15 protein-coding genes are annotated in these 15,936 nt (G+C 63.7%); 5 read left to right on the forward strand and 10 right to left on the reverse strand.

All coding sequences use genetic code 11. The annotated features are described in order from the left end of the window. Positions 1–20: 20 nt before the first annotated feature. From nagE to ACSSVH_RS05290, 7 genes are all read right to left on the reverse strand, one after another. Positions 21–1,718 (reverse strand): N-acetylglucosamine-specific PTS transporter subunit IIBC, encoded by a 1,698-nt coding sequence (gene nagE, locus ACSSVH_RS05260; RefSeq protein ID WP_169956653.1) that lies wholly within the window; start codon positions 1,716–1,718, stop codon positions 21–23. A gap of 26 nt (positions 1,719–1,744) precedes the next feature. Then, positions 1,745–4,255 carry a phosphoenolpyruvate--protein phosphotransferase gene (gene ptsP / locus ACSSVH_RS05265; RefSeq protein WP_492634185.1) on the reverse strand — a complete coding sequence of 837 codons (2,511 nt, stop codon included), beginning with the start codon at positions 4,253–4,255 and terminating at the stop codon, positions 1,745–1,747. Positions 4,256–4,291: 36 nt separating this feature from the next. Next, positions 4,292–5,314, reverse strand: a complete 1,023-nt coding sequence (locus ACSSVH_RS05270) for an SIS domain-containing protein (RefSeq protein ID WP_492634186.1) — start codon at positions 5,312–5,314, stop codon at positions 4,292–4,294. Beyond that, positions 5,295–6,401, reverse strand: a complete 1,107-nt coding sequence (gene nagA, locus ACSSVH_RS05275; protein WP_170042955.1) for an N-acetylglucosamine-6-phosphate deacetylase — start codon at positions 6,399–6,401, stop codon at positions 5,295–5,297. Before nagA ends, ACSSVH_RS05270 begins: the two co-directional genes overlap by 20 nt. A 9-nt stretch (positions 6,402–6,410) precedes the next feature. Then, the gene (locus ACSSVH_RS05280) at positions 6,411–7,169 is read right to left on the reverse strand and encodes a GntR family transcriptional regulator (protein ID WP_169956645.1); all 759 of its coding nucleotides are present in this window, start codon (positions 7,167–7,169) and stop codon (positions 6,411–6,413) included. 261 nt (positions 7,170–7,430) lie between these two features. After that, positions 7,431–7,934, reverse strand: coding sequence for a L,D-transpeptidase family protein (locus ACSSVH_RS05285; RefSeq protein ID WP_169956643.1), 504 nt, complete (start codon positions 7,932–7,934; stop codon positions 7,431–7,433). Between the two features lie 35 nt (positions 7,935–7,969). Beyond that, positions 7,970–8,518, reverse strand: a complete 549-nt coding sequence (locus ACSSVH_RS05290) for an NUDIX hydrolase (RefSeq protein ID WP_169956641.1) — start codon at positions 8,516–8,518, stop codon at positions 7,970–7,972. Positions 8,519–8,664: 146 nt separating this feature from the next. Between ACSSVH_RS05290 and ACSSVH_RS05295 the strand changes: the two genes are divergently transcribed. From ACSSVH_RS05295 to purT, 5 genes are all read left to right on the forward strand, one after another. Further along, positions 8,665–9,267, forward strand: coding sequence for a CoA pyrophosphatase (locus ACSSVH_RS05295; RefSeq protein WP_029296164.1), 603 nt, complete (start codon positions 8,665–8,667; stop codon positions 9,265–9,267). Between the two features lie 35 nt (positions 9,268–9,302). Further along, positions 9,303–9,827, forward strand: coding sequence for a gamma carbonic anhydrase family protein (locus ACSSVH_RS05300; protein ID WP_070994759.1), 525 nt, complete (start codon positions 9,303–9,305; stop codon positions 9,825–9,827). Beyond that, positions 9,824–10,039 (forward strand): DUF1289 domain-containing protein, encoded by a 216-nt coding sequence (locus ACSSVH_RS05305; RefSeq protein WP_057437987.1) that lies wholly within the window; start codon positions 9,824–9,826, stop codon positions 10,037–10,039. Before ACSSVH_RS05300 ends, ACSSVH_RS05305 begins: the two co-directional genes overlap by 4 nt. A gap of 160 nt (positions 10,040–10,199) precedes the next feature. Then, positions 10,200–10,667, forward strand: coding sequence for a VUT family protein (locus tag ACSSVH_RS05310; protein ID WP_169956637.1), 468 nt, complete (start codon positions 10,200–10,202; stop codon positions 10,665–10,667). Positions 10,668–10,736: 69 nt separating this feature from the next. Next, the gene (gene purT, locus ACSSVH_RS05315; RefSeq protein ID WP_076962107.1) at positions 10,737–11,918 is read left to right on the forward strand and encodes a formate-dependent phosphoribosylglycinamide formyltransferase; all 1,182 of its coding nucleotides are present in this window, start codon (positions 10,737–10,739) and stop codon (positions 11,916–11,918) included. A 78-nt stretch (positions 11,919–11,996) separates the two neighbouring features. Here purT and ACSSVH_RS05320 read toward each other — a convergent pair whose 3' ends face one another. The 3 genes from ACSSVH_RS05320 to ACSSVH_RS05330 all read right to left on the reverse strand — a co-directional run bounded on the left by ACSSVH_RS05320 (position 11,997) and on the right by ACSSVH_RS05330 (position 15,723). Next, a complete protein-coding gene (locus ACSSVH_RS05320) occupies positions 11,997–13,307 on the reverse strand; it encodes an MFS transporter (RefSeq protein WP_169878379.1) in 1,311 nt (436 codons plus the stop codon). A 352-nt stretch (positions 13,308–13,659) separates the two neighbouring features. Further along, entirely contained in the window at positions 13,660–14,898 is a 1,239-nt protein-coding gene (locus ACSSVH_RS05325; RefSeq protein WP_492634187.1) for a transporter associated domain-containing protein, read from the reverse strand. A 12-nt stretch (positions 14,899–14,910) separates the two neighbouring features. Continuing rightward, entirely contained in the window at positions 14,911–15,723 is an 813-nt protein-coding gene (locus tag ACSSVH_RS05330; RefSeq protein ID WP_407073441.1) for a cytochrome C assembly family protein, read from the reverse strand. Between the last annotated feature and the right edge of the window lie 213 nt (positions 15,724–15,936).

Consider the following 15,936-nt stretch of genomic DNA (forward strand, 5'->3'; position numbering starts at 1 on the left):
ACGCTCTGCGTCCGTTCGGATCAGGCGTTGACCGGGCGGCTAACCAACCGCTCCAAGGCCTCACCCAACCCCGCTGCCTTGTCACCGATCAACAGGTGCCAGACCCCACTTTCAAGCCGGCTCACGCCCTGGCAACCCAGTGCGGTCAACTGAGCTTCGGACAACACCGAATCATCCCCCAGTTCCACCCGCAACCGCGTCATCGCCACCGCTTCCAGCTGGCGTACATTCGCCCGGCCGCCCAAGGCGCCCAGCCATTGTTCGGCCTCCTGCACATTCACCATGACTGGCTTATCCACAGGCACAACCGCCACGGGCGCCGATGCAACAAACGACGGCATGGCCAGGCGAATCTCATCGGCAATGCTGTCGGCCATCGGCCCCACCACCACCTGTAAGCTGCCGCCATTGCCCGGGCGCACCACGGCCATCGCTCCCAGGGCCTTGAGTTCGGCGTCCATGGCCTTGTTGCGGTCCACCATGTCCAGGCGCAGGCGGGTGGTGCAGGCGCCGACGCTGAGCAGGTTGTCGGCACCGCCCAGGGCGCGGATATAGGCGCTGGCCCGCTGGTGATCACTCATCGCTTCGGCCTGTGCCACCTGGCTATCTTCACGGCCCGGGGTCTTCAGGTTGAAGCGACGGATGCAGTAGTTGAACACGCTGTAGTAGATCACCGCGTAAGCCAGGCCCACCGGCAACACCAGCCAGCCATTGGTGGACTTGCCCCAGCCCAGGACCATGTCGATGAACCCTCCGGAGAAGGTAAAGCCCAGGTGAATATCCAGCAGGTTGGTGACCGCCATCGACAGGCCGGTGAGCAGCGCATGCAGCAGGTACAGGAACGGCGCGAGGAACATGAAGGCGAATTCGATCGGCTCGGTGACCCCGGTCAGGAACGACGTCAGGGCCATCGACAGGAAGATCCCGCCCATGATTTTGCGCCGCTGCGGCAGGGCGTTGCGGTACATCGCCAGGCACGCTGCGGGCAGGCCGAACAGCATCACCGGGAACATGCCGGTCATGAACTGGCCGCCTTTGGGGTCGCCGGCAAAATAGCGGGTCAGGTCGCCGGTGACCACCGCGCCGGTGGCCGGGTCGGTGAAGCTGCCGAACACAAACCAGGCCATGTTGTTGAGGATATGGTGTAGCCCGGTGACGATCAGCAAGCGGTTGAACACGCCGAACACAAAGGCGCCCAGGCTACCGCTTTCCATCAGCAGCACGCCGAAGCTATTGATGCCGTGCTGCACCGGCGGCCAGATCAGCCCGAAGATTACCCCCAGGCCCACAGCCGAAAACCCGGTGACAATCGGCACAAAGCGTCGCCCGCCAAAGAACGCCAGGTACTCCGGCAGCTTGATGTCCTTGAAGCGGTTATACAGCGCCCCGGCCATCAGCCCGCTGACGATCCCGGCGAGCATGCCCATGTTGATGGTGCTGTCCATCACCTTGAGGGTGGAGACCATCACCAGGTAGCCAATGGCCCCGGCCAGCCCGGCCGTGCCGTTGTTGTCGCGGGCAAAGCCCACGGCGATGCCGATGGCGAAGATCAGCGCCAGATTGGCGAAGATCGCTTGCCCTGCGTCGTGCATCACCGCGATGTTCAGCAGGTCGGTATCACCCAGGCGCAGCAGCAGGCCGGCAATCGGCAGGATGGCGATGGGTAGCATCAGCGCACGGCCCAGGCGTTGCAGGCCTTCAATAAACAGTTGGTACATGGCGAGTCTCCTTTTTCTTGTTGTTGTCATCTCAACGGCCAGTGGTGTTGACAGGCTTGGCGTACGGCCCTGGCGCTGCTCAGGTCGAGCAGGCTCTGGCTCAGTTGCCGGCATTGCGCGGCGTCCAGGTGGCGCACGCGGTCTTTGATTTCGGCAATTTGCGGCGGGCTGACAGACAGCTCGCGCACCCCCAGGCCCACCAGCACCGGGGTGGCCAGCGGGTCAGAGGCGAGGGCGCCGCACACCCCGACCCAGCGCCCGTGTTTCGCCGCGCCAATGCAGGTCTGGGCGATCAGGCGCAGCAGCGCCGGGTGCAGGGCGTCGACCCGCGCGGCCAGGCCGGCGTGGTCGCGGTCCATGGCCAGGGTGTACTGGGACAGGTCATTGGTGCCGATCGACAAAAAGTCCGCATGTTCGGCCAGTTGCTCGGCCATCAACGCGGCGGCCGGCACTTCGATCATCACCCCCAGTTCCGGGCGCTGGGTCAGTTCCAGCTCGGCGCACAGCTGATCGAGGCGCTGGCGGATGTGCAGCAATTCGTCGACTTCACTGACCATCGGCAACAGGATCCGGCAGCGCTGCAGCGGGCAGACCTGCAGCAGGGCGCGCAGTTGCTGGTCGAGCAACTCCGGGCGTACCTGGGCCATGCGAATACCGCGCAGGCCCAGCACCGGGTTGGCCTCGGCGGGCAAGGGCAGGTAGTCGAGTTGCTTGTCGCCGCCCACGTCGATGGTGCGGATGATCACGGATTTGTCGCCCATGGCATCCAGCACCGCCTGATAGGCCTGGCGTTGTTCCTGCTCGTCGGGTGCGGTGCGACGGTCGACAAACAGAAACTCGGTACGCAACAGCCCCACGCCATCGGCGCCGTTTGCCAAGGCAATCTGCGCCTCGCTGCTGGAGGCGACATTGGCGGCCACTTCAATGCCCACGCCATCCAGGGTGCTGGCCGCTGCCTGGGCCTGGGTCTGTTGCTGCTGGCGCCGCTGCTGTTGCGCCTCGCGAATCTGGTGGACCTGGGCGTGGCGGGCATCGTCCGGGGTGAGTTCCAGGCGCCCATTGCCGGCGTCCAGCACGACCCGTTGGCCTTGCGGCACCTCCAGCACTGCACTGCCCAGGGCGACCACGCATGGCATGCCTTTGCCCCGGGCCAGGATCGCCACGTGGGAGGTGGCGCCGCCTTCGGCCATGCAGATGCCGGCAGCATTTTGCGCGCTCAGTTGCAGCAGGTCCGAGGGCGTCAATTCATGGGCGACGACAATCGCCCCGGCAGGCATTTGGAACTGCCAGGCCTCACCCAGCAGGGCGCGTAGCACCCGTTGCTGCAAGTCCCGCAGGTCGTTGGCGCGTTCGGCAAACAACGGCTTGCCCAAGCCCAGCAACACCGCGCACTGGGCCTGGATCGCATCGCGCCAGGCATGGGTGGCGGCGCTGCCTTGCTCGATGGCGGCGGTGGCGGCCTCCAACAGGGTTGGGTCTTCCAGCAGGGCCAGGTGGGCGGCGAAGATCTCTTCTTCCTCGACGGCCTTGCGCTGGCGGGCGTGCTCCAGGGTGTTGCGGATTTCCCCGCGTACCTGCTCCAGGGCGCTGTCCAGGTGCTGCAATTGTTCTTCGCGCATGTGGTTGCCCGGGTCTTGCGGCAACTCGATGGTGTGCAGCCGCAACAGCGGCCCGCAGACCAGGCCGGGTGCGGCACACACACCCTGCAATACGCCCGCTTCGGTGTTGAGCGGGCGCGCAGTCACGATCACTGGGGCCTGCTCGTGTTCGTGGGTGGTGACCGATAGGGCTGCGACCAATGCCTGTAACGCCGCGTCGCAATCCTTGCCCAGGCAGGTGACCTGTACCTCGTCCTGCTCACCAATGCCCAGCCCCATCAGGCCGATCAGGCTGGCGCACGACGCCGACTTGCCGGCGAAATGCAGCTGCGACTGGCTGCTGAAACCCTGGGCGGTCTTGCGAACCAGGGCTGCGGGACGCGCATGCAGGCCGCCGCGATGGGTAATGCGCACGCTGGCGCTGGCATGTGCCTGGGAGTTGTCGGACACAGACTGCACGGCGGCAGGCTGACGCGCGACGATGCGCAGCAGGGCGTCACCGACCTTGACCGTATTGACGGCCACCGGGCGCAACTCGAACTGCTCGCCGTTGGTGAGGATGATCAGGCTGACCAGGCTTTTGCACTGGCGGGCGATGCGGTCTAGGTCAAAGCGCACCAGGGGCTGCCCGTTGCTGACCCGCGCGCCTTGCTTGACCAGCAGGGCAAAGCCTTCGCCATTCAATTGGACGGTATCGATGCCCACGTGCAGCAGCACCTCGGCGCCATTGTCGGCGCGGATCGTCAGGGCGTGGCCGGTACGGGCAACGTGGATCACCACGCCCGCGCACGGCGCATGCAGGCAGTCGTTGAGGGGGTCGATGGCAATCCCGTCGCCCATGGCGCCACTGGCGAACACGTCGTCAGGCACGTTGCCCAGGGTCAGCACCGGCCCGCAGAGGGGGGCGCTGAGGGTGAGGTCATTATTATTGTCGGGCATGGGCACGGTACTCATCAGGAAACGACAGAAACCAACTCAGTGGGTGCGGGTGACTTTGCTCAGGTGGCGGGGTTGATCCGGGTCCATGCCCCGGGCCTGGGCCAGGCCTGCAGCCATCACATAGAAACTCTGGATTGCCAGGATCGGGTCCAGTGCCGGGTGCTCGGCGCGGCTGAGGGTCAGGTCGCGTTCGGCAATATCGTCAGGCGCGGCCAGCAGCACCCGGGCCCCGCGTTGGCGCATTTCCGTGGCCAGGGTCAGCAGGCCCGGCTGTTCGGCGCCGCGCGGGGCAAACACCAGCAGCGGGTAGTTGTCGTCGATCAACGCCATCGGCCCGTGGCGCACTTCGGCGCTGCTGAAGGCTTCGGCCTGGATCGCCGAGGTTTCCTTGAGCTTGAGCGCGGCTTCCTGGGCGATGGCAAACCCGGCGCCACGGCCGATGACCATCAGGCGCTGGCAATCGCGCAGGGCGTCGATGGCCAGGCTCCAACCCTGGGTCGCCGCTTCGCGCAGGCCGGCAGGCAGGGCGTGGCAGGCTTCGAGCAGGCCGTCTTCCTGGTTCCAGTGCCCGACCAACTGGGCGCTGGCGCTCAAGGTGGCGATAAAGCTCTTGGTCGCGGCCACGCTGCGTTCGGGGCCGGCGCACAGCGGCACATGGAATTCGCAGGCGGCTTCCAGGGGCGAATCTTCGGCATTGACCATCGACACGCTCAGCGCCCCGCGCTTGCGCAGCAGGCGCAGGCTGTTGACCAGGTCCGGGCTCTGCCCCGACTGGGAAAAACCAAAGGCTGCCTGGCCGCTGACTTTCAGCGGCGCCTGCGCCAGGGTCACCACCGACATCGGCAGCGACGCCACGGGCACGCCCACGTGCTGCATGGTCAGGTAGGCGAAGTAGCTGGCGGCGTGGTCCGAACTGCCACGGGCGACGGTCATCGCCACTTGCGGCGGCTGGCGGCGTAGGCGGCCGGCGACCTCGGCCAGCAGCGGGTCGAGGCATTGCAGCTGGGCCGCGACGGCCTCACAGGAGGACAGGGCCTCTTCAAGCATTTTTGAAGTCAATGGTTTCTCCTTCGACCATTACGTCGGTGAGGTGCAGGGAGCGGTCCAGGCGCACGCAGTCGGCAAAGCTGCCCGGTTGCAGGCGGCCGCGTTGTTCCAGGCCCAGGTAATCCGCAGGAAATTGCGACAGACGCTGTGAGGCTTCGCTGATGGGCAGGCCGATCTTCACCAAGTTGCGCAGCGCCTGATCCATGGTCAGGGTGCTGCCGGCCAGGGTGCCGTCGGCCAGGCGTACGCCGCCCAGGCATTTGGTCACGGTGTGGCTGCCCAGCTTGTATTCGCCGTCGGGCATGCCTGCCGCAGCGGTGGAGTCGGTGACGCAGTACAGGCAGGGAATCGAACGCAGGGCCACGCGCATGGCCCCGGGGTGCACGTGCAACAGGTCCGGGATCAGCTCGGCGTATTGCGCGTGGGCCAGGGCGGCGCCGACGATGCCCGGCTCGCGGTGATGCAGCGGGCTCATGGCGTTGTACAGGTGGGTGAAGCTGGTGGCGCCGGCCGCCAGCGCCGCGACGCCTTCTTCATAGCTGCCCAGGGTATGGCCGATCTGCATGCGCACGCCGCGCTGGCTGAGGGCACGGATCAAAGCGTCATGCCCGGCGATTTCCGGGGCAATGGTAATCACCCGGATCGGTGCCAGGCGCAGGTACTCCTCGACCTCGGCCATCAATGCGGTGTGGGCAAAGTTGGGCTGTGCGCCGAGCTTTCCTGGGTTGATGTAGGGGCCTTCCAGATGCACGCCCAGCACCCGGGCGCTGCCGGCCGGGCGCCGTTCGCAGAACTGGCCGAGTTCGCCGAGCACCCGGGAGATTTCCTCGACCGGCGCAGTCATGGTAGTGGCCAGCAGCGAGGTGGTGCCGAAGCGCACATGGGTGCGGGTGATGGTCTCGAAGGCGCTGCTGCCTTCCATGATGTCCTTGCCGCCGCCGCCGTGCACATGCAGGTCGATAAAACCCGGCAGCAGGTAGGGCAGGTCATTGTCGGCCGGGTCGCAAGGCACGCCTTCGACGGCGCTGACCTTGCCTTCGTGGTGCACCAGGCGGCCGCGAATCCAGCCGTGGGGCGTGAGGATATTGTCTTCGGACATGGCAGTTCTCTAGGGCCGCAGTTCAGCGGAAAAATCGTACCTACGCAGCTCTGCGACGAAGTCGTAGTAGTCGTTGCGGCAGTAGGTGTCGGTGATCTCGATTGGCGTGTTGTCGGCGGTGTAGCCGACCCGAGTCATCAGCAGCATGGCGGTGCCGGGGGCGATACCCACCAGGGCGGCGAACTCGTCCGAGGCGTTGATGGCCTGGATATGCTGCAGGGCTCGCACCACCGGTTTACCGATGCCTTCCAAGTATTCGTAGAGCGAACTGCCGATGGCCTGGGGGTTGGGAATGATCGAGGCGGGCAGGGCGCTCATTTCGATGGCCATCACGGTGTCATCCGCCTTGCGCAGGCGTTTGAGCCGCGCCACTTTGTCGGTGGGCGACAGGCACAGGCGGATCAGCTCTTCATGGGTCGGCGGGGTGATTTCGCGCACCAGCCATTGCGAACTGGGGGCAAACCCCTTGAGCCGCAACATCTCGCTGAACCCCGAGAGGCGCGACAGCGGCTGTTCCAGGCGTGGCGTGATAAACGTGCCAGAGCCCTGGCTGCGGCGGATCAGGCCTTGGGCGAACAACACTTCCAGGGCTTTGCGGGCGGTTACCCGGGAGATGCTCAACTGTTCGCTGAGTACGCGCTCGGAGGGCAAGGCCTGCTCGGATTTCCACTGGCCGGCATGGATAGCCGCTTCCAGATTGCGGGCCAGTTGCAGGTACAGCGGCGTGGATTGCCGATCGTCAGGACGCAGGGTCTGGATGGGATTCATCTGTAGGGTTTCCGATGCGTTATTGGAGTGTTGTCGCCCGGTAATGGCCGGAAATTAATACCACTTAAATACCATGTCAATGCCGCCAAAAGCGGGCACATGCCTGTTTACAGGCACCCTAAAGGTGCCTGGTATCAAGTGGTATTAGAGAGGTCTTTATCGCGCGCAGAAAGACGCAGCCCCTGTCGGTGAAATGGTATTCATCGACAGGGGCTGTAGGAGAGGTAGATTTTTTTTGAATTATTTTACCAACGGTCGAGGTTACGGACGGATCTCGATCATCGTGCCGTCCTTGACCAGGTTCCACACTTCGCGCATGTCGACATTGCGCATGCCGATGCAGCCGTCGGTCCAGTCCAGGGTGTGGAACCACTGTTCCGGGTATTCCTCACTGTCAGGCGTGCCGTGGATCATGATCATGCTGCCGGGCTTGACCCCTTCGCGGCGGGCGCGGGCGGCATCGCTGATATTGGGGTAGGAGATATGCATCGACAGGTTGAAGCGGTCGCTGGTCTTGCGCCAGTCGATCCAGTAGAAGCCTTCTGGCGTGCGGCGGTCGCCTTCGATCAGCTTGTGGCCCTTGGGGTTCTTGCCCAGGGAAATGCGGTAGGTCTTCAGCGGTTTGCCATCGTTGATCAGTTGCAACTGGTGCGCGGACTTGAGTACCAGGATCTTCTCGACGGGTTTACCGCCCAGGGTTTGCAGGGTGGTGGCGCACGACAGCGTGGCGAACGACAGGCAGAGCAGAGCAAGCAACCAACGCATTGAAGCGATATCCCTTTGAAGGTGACCTTCGATTGTTATTGTGCAGGCTGAGTCAAGGGTGGCACCGATTCGCTGCGCACGGGAAACACCTGTTGCCGACGGTCGGCAAAAAAGCATTCTAAGGTACGCCTGACCGTGCGGAAAGCCAGCTCGGACCAAGGGATGTCCGCTTCATCGAACAGTCGGACTTCCAGGCTCTCGGGGCCGGCGGCAAAGTCCAGGTCGACCAGTTCGGCGCGGTAGAAGATGTGCACCTGGCTGATGTGCGGCACGTCGATCAGCGTGTAGATACTCAGGTTGCGCACCCTGGCGCAGGCTTCCTCCAGGGTTTCGCGCAGGGCGCCCTGTTCGACGGTCTCGCCGTTTTCCATAAAACCTGCAGGCAGGGTCCAGTAGCCCAGGCGCGGCTCGATGGCGCGCCGGCACAGCAGCACCTGATTGCCCCAGACGGGCAGGGTGCCGGCGACGATATTGGGATTCTGATAGTGAATGGTCTGACAGTGGTCGCACACATAACGCAGACGTGTATCGCCTTCGGGAATGCGCTGGGTGACCGGTTTACCGCACTGGCTGCAGAAGTTCATGCTTGGGTTCCTGGGGACTGCGCCTATCTTGGCGTGCAGGGCAGTGGCCTGCAAGTTGTCGTTTAGCGACACCGCCGGGGTTTTGGGGTTGGGCACCCGTACGCTTTGGTGCATGATGCAAGGTAGCCAACAGATCGAGATGACTCATGCTGGACGAGCTACTTCGCCGGGTAAGCAATCACACGCCACGCACGCTGGAAACTGACGGACGTTTCCCCGAGGCCGCGGTGCTGGTGCCGATTACCCGCAGTGACGAACCCGAGCTGATCCTGACCCTGCGTGCCAGCGGCCTGTCGACCCATGGCGGCGAAGTGGCGTTCCCGGGTGGGCGCCGCGACCCCGAAGACCCCGACCTGGTGTTCACCGCGTTGCGCGAGGCCGAAGAAGAAATCGGCCTGCCACCGGGCCTGGTGGAAGTGATCGGGCCCTTGAGCCCCCTGATCTCCCTGCACGGCATCCGCGTGACCCCCTATGTGGGGGTGATCCCCGATTACGTCGAGTACCTGGCCAACGACGCCGAGATTGCCGCCGTGTTCAGCGTGCCCCTGGAGTTTTTCCGCCAGGACCCGCGCGAGCACACCCATCGCATCGATTACCAGGGCCGCAGTTGGTATGTGCCCAGCTATCGGTTTGGTGAATACAAGATCTGGGGCCTGACGGCGATCATGATCGTCGAATTGATCAACCTGCTCTATGACGATGCCGACATCAGCCTGCATCGCCCGCCAAAAAGCTTTATCAATACTTAAGCCATCGTTTGAATGGCAAGCCGTGAGGGAAGACCATGAAATACCGCCTGGGCGATGCCCGTGTCGAGACCCATCCACACAGCTGGGTGGCTCCCAATGCCACGCTGGTAGGCAAGGTCAAGCTCGAGGAGGGCGCCAACGTCTGGTTCAACGCGGTGTTGCGTGGCGACAACGAGCTGATCCTGATCGGCAAGAACAGCAACGTGCAGGACGGCAGCGTGATGCACACCGACATGGGCTACCCGCTGACCCTGGGCACCGGTGTGACGGTTGGGCATAACGCCATGCTGCATGGCTGCACCGTCGGCGACTACAGCCTGATTGGCATCAATGCGGTGATCCTCAACGGCGCCAAGATTGGCCGGCACTGCATCATCGGCGCCAATTCGTTGATCGGCGAGGGCAAGGAAATCCCCGATGGCTCGCTGGTAATGGGCTCGCCTGGCAAGGTGGTACGGGAGTTGACCGAGCAGCAGAAGAGGATGCTCGAAGCCAGTGCTGCGCACTATGTGCACAACTCTCAGCGCTATGCCCGTGACCTGGTCGAGCAGCCGGAATGAACCCGGTTGAACGCCCCGTCGCCTCGCCGTGCGTGAGTATTTGTGCCCTGGATGACGACGATATCTGCACCGGTTGCCAGCGCAATGTCGACGAAATCACCCGTTGGAGCCGCATGGACAACGCCGAGCGCCGGGTGGTGCTGGGGCTGTGTCATGAGCGGGCGAAGGCCAGTGGGGTGTTGTGGATGATTCCTGGGAAATCCGGAGCCTGAACCACCGCTATCGCGAGCAAGCCCGCTCCCACATTCGACCGTGTTTATCCAGCAGGAACGCGATCAAATGTGGGAGCGGGCTTGCTCGCGATGGGGCCCCTCCAGACGACATCCCTGTAATTGTGTACCCTGTGCGCATTACCCACAGGTCCCTCGCCCCATGCTCTTCCTGATCGCCTATATCAGCAGCGTCGTGCTGATCAACTTCGCCTTTTCCACCGCCCCGCACCTGGATGTCATCTGGTCCGCCTGGGGTGGCCTGGTGTTTATCCTGCGGGACATGGTGCAAACGCGCTTCGGCCACGGGGCGATCATCGCCATGCTCGCGGCGCTGGCGCTGTCCTATATCACCTCCGATCCGTCCATCGCCCTGGCCAGCGCCACGGCGTTCGCGGTGTCCGAGTGCATCGACTGGCTGGTCTTCAGCATCACCAAGCGCCCGTTGCACGACCGGCTGTGGATAAGTTCGGCACTGAGCATTCCCCTCGATACCTTTATCTTTTTTGGCCTGATCGGCGCGTTGACGCCCGCTGTGGTCGGCACCGCCCTGGCCTCGAAATTTGCCGGGGTCACCGTGGTGTGGCTGGCCATGGCCTGGCGTTTGCGGCGCCAGCGTGTCGCTAACTGAGGCCAATGCCCGCCGTTCATGTAAAATGCCGGCCTTTCTCCCCCTGATCCGCTCCCCTGAGGACCTGAGATGACCCGAATCGGAACTCCATTGTCGCCAACCGCGACCCGCGTATTGATGTGTGGCTGCGGTGAGCTGGGCAAGGAAGTGGTAATCGAACTGCAACGCCTGGGCGTTGAAGTGATTGCCGTGGATCGCTACGCCAACGCGCCGGCCATGCAGGTGGCGCATCGCAGCCACGTGATCAACATGCTCGACGGCGCGGCCCTGCGTGCGGTGATCGAGGCGGAAAAACCGCACTTCATCGTCCCGGAAATCGAAGCCATTGCCACCGGCACCCTGGTGGAGCTGGAGGCTGAAGGCTTTACCGTGATCCCCACCGCCCGCGCGGCGCTGTTGACCATGAACCGTGAAGGCATCCGCCGCCTGGCCGCTGAAGAGCTGGACCTGCCGACTTCGCCGTACCACTTCGCCGACACCGTGGAAGACTATCGCAAGGCCGTCGAAGACCTGGGCTTCCCGTGCGTGGTCAAGCCGGTGATGAGTTCGTCGGGCAAGGGCCAAAGCCTGTTGCGCAGCGTCGATGACGTGCAGAAAGCCTGGGACTACGCCCAGGAAGGCGGCCGCGCCGGCAAGGGCCGGGTGATCATCGAAGGGTTTATCGACTTTGATTACGAAATCACCCTGCTGACCGTGCGTCACGTGGGTGGCACCACCTTCTGCGCGCCTGTGGGCCATCGTCAGGAGAAGGGTGACTATCAGGAGTCGTGGCAGCCCCAGGCCATGAGCCCGGCGGCCCTGGCTGAATCCGAGCGCGTCGCCAAAGCCGTGACCGAGGCCCTGGGTGGCCGTGGCCTGTTTGGTGTCGAGCTGTTTATCAAGGGCGACCAGGTGTGGTTCAGCGAAGTCTCGCCGCGCCCCCACGACACTGGCCTGGTGACCTTGATTTCCCAGGACTTGTCGCAGTTTGCCCTGCATGCGCGGGCGATCCTGGGCTTGCCGATTCCGTTGATCCGCCAGTTCGGGCCTTCGGCTTCGGCGGTGATCCTGGTGGAAGGGCAGTCGACCCAGACAGCGTTCGCCAACCTCGGCGCGGCCCTGAGCGAGCCGGACACGGCATTGCGTCTGTTCGGCAAGCCAGAAGTGAATGGCCAGCGCCGCATGGGCGTGGCGCTGGCGCGGGATGAGTCGATCGAGGCTGCCCGGGCCAAGGCGACCCGTGCTTCCCAGGCGGTGGTTGTAGAGCTGTAAAAGCATCGCGGGCAAGCCCGCTCCCACATTGGAATGCATTGCACATGTGGGAGCGGGCTTGCCCGCGATAGCGGTCTATCAGGCGACTTTGTTCAAATCGTTATCCCGCGTCTCTTTCAGGCACAGCACCGCAATCAAACTGAGCAACGCTGCCGCCGACACATACCCGCCGACATAACTCAGCCCACCCATCGCCACCAGTTTGGTCGCGAAAAACGGTGCGGCCGAAGCGCCAACGATCCCGCCCAGGTTATACGCCGCCGACGCCCCGGTATAACGCACGCGTGTCGGAAACAGTTCCGGCAACAGCGCCCCCATCGGCGCAAAGGTCACGCCCATCAGGAACAGTTCCAGGCACAGGAACAGCGCCACCGCCCAGGTCGAGCCATGGGTCAGCAACGGTTCCATGGTGAACCCTGAAAGAATCGCCAGCACCGCACCGACGATCAGCACCGGTTTGCGCCCATAACGGTCGCTGGCCAGGGCTGCCAGCGGGGTGGCCGCGCCCATGAACAGCACGGCAAAGCACAACAGTGCGAGGAAGGTTTCGCGGCTGTAGCCCAGGGTGCTCACGCCGTAACTCAGGGAAAACGCCGTGGTGATGTAGAACAGCGCATAGCACACCACCATCGCCGCCGCGCCCAGCAGCACCTGCAACCAATGCTGGCTGAACAGCTCGACCAGCGGCACTTTCACCGGTTTTTCCTTGGCCACGGCGTTGGCGAACACTGGGGTTTCGTGCAGTTTGAGGCGCGCATACAGGCCCACCATCACCAGCGCGGCGCTGAGCAGGAACGGAATACGCCAGCCCCAGCTGCGAAATTGCTCATCGTCCAGGTTCATCGCCAGGATCAGGAACAGCCCGTTGGCCGCCAAAAAGCCAATGGAAGGCCCCAGTTGCGGGAACATGCCGAACCAGGCGCGCTTGCCCTTGGGCGCGTTCTCGGTGGCCAGCAGTGCGGCGCCGCCCCATTCCCCACCCAGGCCAAGGCCCTGGCCGAAACGCAGCACGCACAGCAGGATCGGTGCCCAGGCGCCGATGCTGTCGTAACCCGGCAACAGGCCGATCAGGGTGGTACACACGCCCATCAGCAGCAATGAGGCGACCAGCGTCGACTTGCGCCCGATCCGGTCACCGAAATGGCCGAACAGCGCCGAGCCCAGGGGGCGGGCGATGAACGCGATACCGAAGGTCAGGAACGCCGCCAGCATCTGCGCGGTGCCGGAGCTCTGCGGGAAGAACACCGGGCCGATCACCAGCGCGGCGGCCGTGGCGTAGATATAGAAGTCGTAGAACTCGATGGCGGTGCCGATGATGCTCGCGGTCGCGACGCGGCTGGTCGAGTTGGTCGGGGCGGCGGGAGCGGCCTCGTTATAGGTGGTGCTCATTGAGGTATCCCTGATGGTCATTGCGCCTTTGGCGCGGATTATTATTGGTCTTGCACCCATGGATCAGGGCAGTGCGCGGAGTCGGCTCGGGATGGGAGCGAGTACCGGTCAGACACGATGACGCGGTGCCTGGACACGCTCAGTGCGGGTAGCACGCGGTCGGGCGGGGCTTGGGTAAGCGGGGTTGATTATAGGAAGGGGTTTGCGCTGCAAACAAGGGCTGGAGCGCGGTCTTTGGGGCTGGAAAGATCAAATGTGGGCTCGCCCGCGATCCTGGCGCGATGGTGTATCAGTGACACTGAGGTGATGCTATCGCGGGCAAGCCCGCTCCCACACAAGCCTGCGCTCGGATTTAGGTAGCAATCGGCGCTGAGCCGATATGCCAGATCAACACCTTGCTCACTCGGTTGTCTTCAGTTTCGAGGATTTCCAGGCGATAACGGCCGATCTTCACGCACACCGCGCAATCGGGAATGGTCTCCAGCGCTTCGGTCACTAGGCCGTTAAGGGTCTTGGGGCCGTCGCTGGGCAGGTGCCATCCCAGGCATTTGTTCAGTTCGCGGATCGATACGGCGCCGTCAATCACGTAGCGGCCGTCTGGTTGGGGCTGGATCAGCGGGTTGTCCAGGCTCTGCTCGCTTTCGAATTCGCCGACGATCTCTTCCAGGATATCTTCCAGGGTGACGATGCCCAGCACCTCACCGTACTCGTCCACCACCATGCCCAGGCGGCGTTGTTGTTTGTGGAAATTCAGCAATTGTAGTTGCAGCGGCGTGCTTTCCGGGACGAAGTACGGCTCGTGGCAGGCCGCGAGCAGGGCGTCCTTGGTCAGGCTGGCGTCGGGCAGCAGGTGCTGGATCTGCCGGGTGTTGAGCACCGCCTCGACCTGGTTGATATCACTGTGGAACACCGGCAGCCGCGTGCGCTGGGAGGTGCGCAGTTGCTCGATGATCTCTTCGATAGGGTCGTCGAGGTTGATGCCATCCACTTCGCTGCGCGGCACCAGGATGTCATTGACGGTGATGTTGTCCAGGGCGTGGATGCCCGGCATGCCTGACGTCGGGTCATCGTTCGCGTCTGACGCTTGCTCGTCGGACGGGTCGCTCTGTGGCTCGTCGCTTTTCTTGACGATCCCGGACTTGCGTGCGAAAGGGCGCAACAACAGCAGGCTGAGGCCATTGAGCACCCAGGCCAAGGGGTAGAGGATCTTCAGCGGCACGCCCAGCAGCGTATTGCCAAACCCCAGCACCGCCTGCGGGTAGCGGGTGGCGAGGGTGCGCGGCAGGTAATCGGCCAGCACCAGCAGCAGCCCGCTGGAGATCACCCAGCCGAGCCAGGGACCGTTTTCGGCCCAGGCATGAAGCGCCAGCAGGGTGCAGAGAATCACTACCACCGCGCGGCATAAGGTATTGCACAGGATCAGGCTATTGCGCGGGAAGCTGAGGCGGGCGGCGGCCTTGTCGCCCTGGCGTGTACCGGGGCGCAGGGCCAGCAAATGGTGCTGGGCGGCTTCGATGGCGGTAAACAGCGCTGACCACAAGACCAGCAGCGCGATTACGGCGAGCATCGGCTCCAGGGGCAAATTGTCCATAATCGCTGCCCGTCAGATATGCAGGATGAATTCGCGAACCAGCTTGCTGCCGAAATACGCCAGCATCAGCAGGCAGAAACCGGCCAGGGTCCAGCGGATTGCCTTGTGCCCACGCCAACCCAGGCGATTGCGGCCCCACAGCAGCACGCTGAACACCACCCAGGCCAGGCATGCCAGCAGGGTCTTGTGCACCAGGTGCTGGGCGAACAGGTTCTCGACGAACAGCCAGCCGGAAATCAGCGACAGCGACAGCAGCGTCCAGCCGGCCCAGAGAAAGCCGAACAGCAGGCTTTCCATGGTCTGCAGCGGCGGGAAGTTCTTGATCAGCCCGGAAGGGTGCTTGTGCTTGAGTTGGTGGTCCTGCAAGAGCAGCAGCAATGCCTGGAACACGGCGATGGTAAACATGCCGTAGGCCAGGATCGACAACAGGATGTGCGCGAGGATGCCCGGCTCTTCATCAATTACCTGCACCGTGCCGGTGGGGGCGAATTGTGCCAGCAGCACCGTCAGCATGCCCAGGGGAAAGAGCAGCAACAGCAGGTTTTCCACCGGGATCCGCGCGCAGGCCAGCAGCGTCAAGGCGATGACCGCGGCGGCAATCAGGCTGGCGGCGCTGAAAAAATCCAGGCCCAGGCCCACTGGCGTCATCAGGTGGGTGAACAGGCTGGCAGCGTGGGCCACCAGGGCGAGCACGCCGAGGCCGGCCAGCAGGCGTTTGTCCGCCCTGGCGCGTTGGGCCAGGCGGGTGCCCTGATAGAGGGTCGCAGCGGCATACAAGAGTGCGGCGGCGAGACTGGGTAGCAAACTGGGTGACAAAGGGAGCATAAATCCTGTTAGGCAAGCCCGAAAGCCGATGAGTTTGGCACACACCTGCGTTCCACGAAAGACCACTGGGCCAGACAGCGGGTGTGCATGGCGGCAGTCTTCGCTATAATCCGCGACCTGCCCACGCCGCAGGCTCGCCGAGCGCTGTTTTTAATAGCGATTTATCACAGCCTGGGCCGCCATTACCTCGGTCTACCGATGCACTTCGATGAA

The organism is Pseudomonas sp. HC1(2025) (assembly GCF_058742075.1).

What these genes read in the sequence shown, in the direction of transcription:
- nagE (WP_169956653.1), bottom strand. Translation starts at nt 1,718, where the DNA reads ATGTACCAACTGTTTATTGAAGGCCTGCAACGCCTGGGCCGTGCGCTG.
- ptsP (WP_492634185.1), bottom strand. Translation starts at nt 4,255, where the DNA reads ATGCCCGACAATAATAATGACCTCACCCTCAGCGCCCCCCTCTGCGGG.
- nagA (WP_170042955.1), bottom strand. Translation starts at nt 6,401, where the DNA reads ATGTCCGAAGACAATATCCTCACGCCCCACGGCTGGATTCGCGGCCGC.
- ACSSVH_RS05280 (WP_169956645.1), bottom strand. Translation starts at nt 7,169, where the DNA reads ATGAATCCCATCCAGACCCTGCGTCCTGACGATCGGCAATCCACGCCG.
- ACSSVH_RS05285 (WP_169956643.1), bottom strand. Translation starts at nt 7,934, where the DNA reads ATGCGTTGGTTGCTTGCTCTGCTCTGCCTGTCGTTCGCCACGCTGTCG.
- ACSSVH_RS05290 (WP_169956641.1), bottom strand. Translation starts at nt 8,518, where the DNA reads ATGAACTTCTGCAGCCAGTGCGGTAAACCGGTCACCCAGCGCATTCCC.
- ACSSVH_RS05295 (WP_029296164.1), top strand. Translation starts at nt 8,665, where the DNA reads ATGCTGGACGAGCTACTTCGCCGGGTAAGCAATCACACGCCACGCACG.
- ACSSVH_RS05300 (WP_070994759.1), top strand. Translation starts at nt 9,303, where the DNA reads ATGAAATACCGCCTGGGCGATGCCCGTGTCGAGACCCATCCACACAGC.
- ACSSVH_RS05305 (WP_057437987.1), top strand. Translation starts at nt 9,824, where the DNA reads ATGAACCCGGTTGAACGCCCCGTCGCCTCGCCGTGCGTGAGTATTTGT.
- ACSSVH_RS05310 (WP_169956637.1), top strand. Translation starts at nt 10,200, where the DNA reads ATGCTCTTCCTGATCGCCTATATCAGCAGCGTCGTGCTGATCAACTTC.
- purT (WP_076962107.1), top strand. Translation starts at nt 10,737, where the DNA reads ATGACCCGAATCGGAACTCCATTGTCGCCAACCGCGACCCGCGTATTG.
- ACSSVH_RS05320 (WP_169878379.1), bottom strand. Translation starts at nt 13,307, where the DNA reads ATGAGCACCACCTATAACGAGGCCGCTCCCGCCGCCCCGACCAACTCG.
- ACSSVH_RS05325 (WP_492634187.1), bottom strand. Translation starts at nt 14,898, where the DNA reads ATGGACAATTTGCCCCTGGAGCCGATGCTCGCCGTAATCGCGCTGCTG.
- ACSSVH_RS05330 (WP_407073441.1), bottom strand. Translation starts at nt 15,723, where the DNA reads ATGCTCCCTTTGTCACCCAGTTTGCTACCCAGTCTCGCCGCCGCACTC.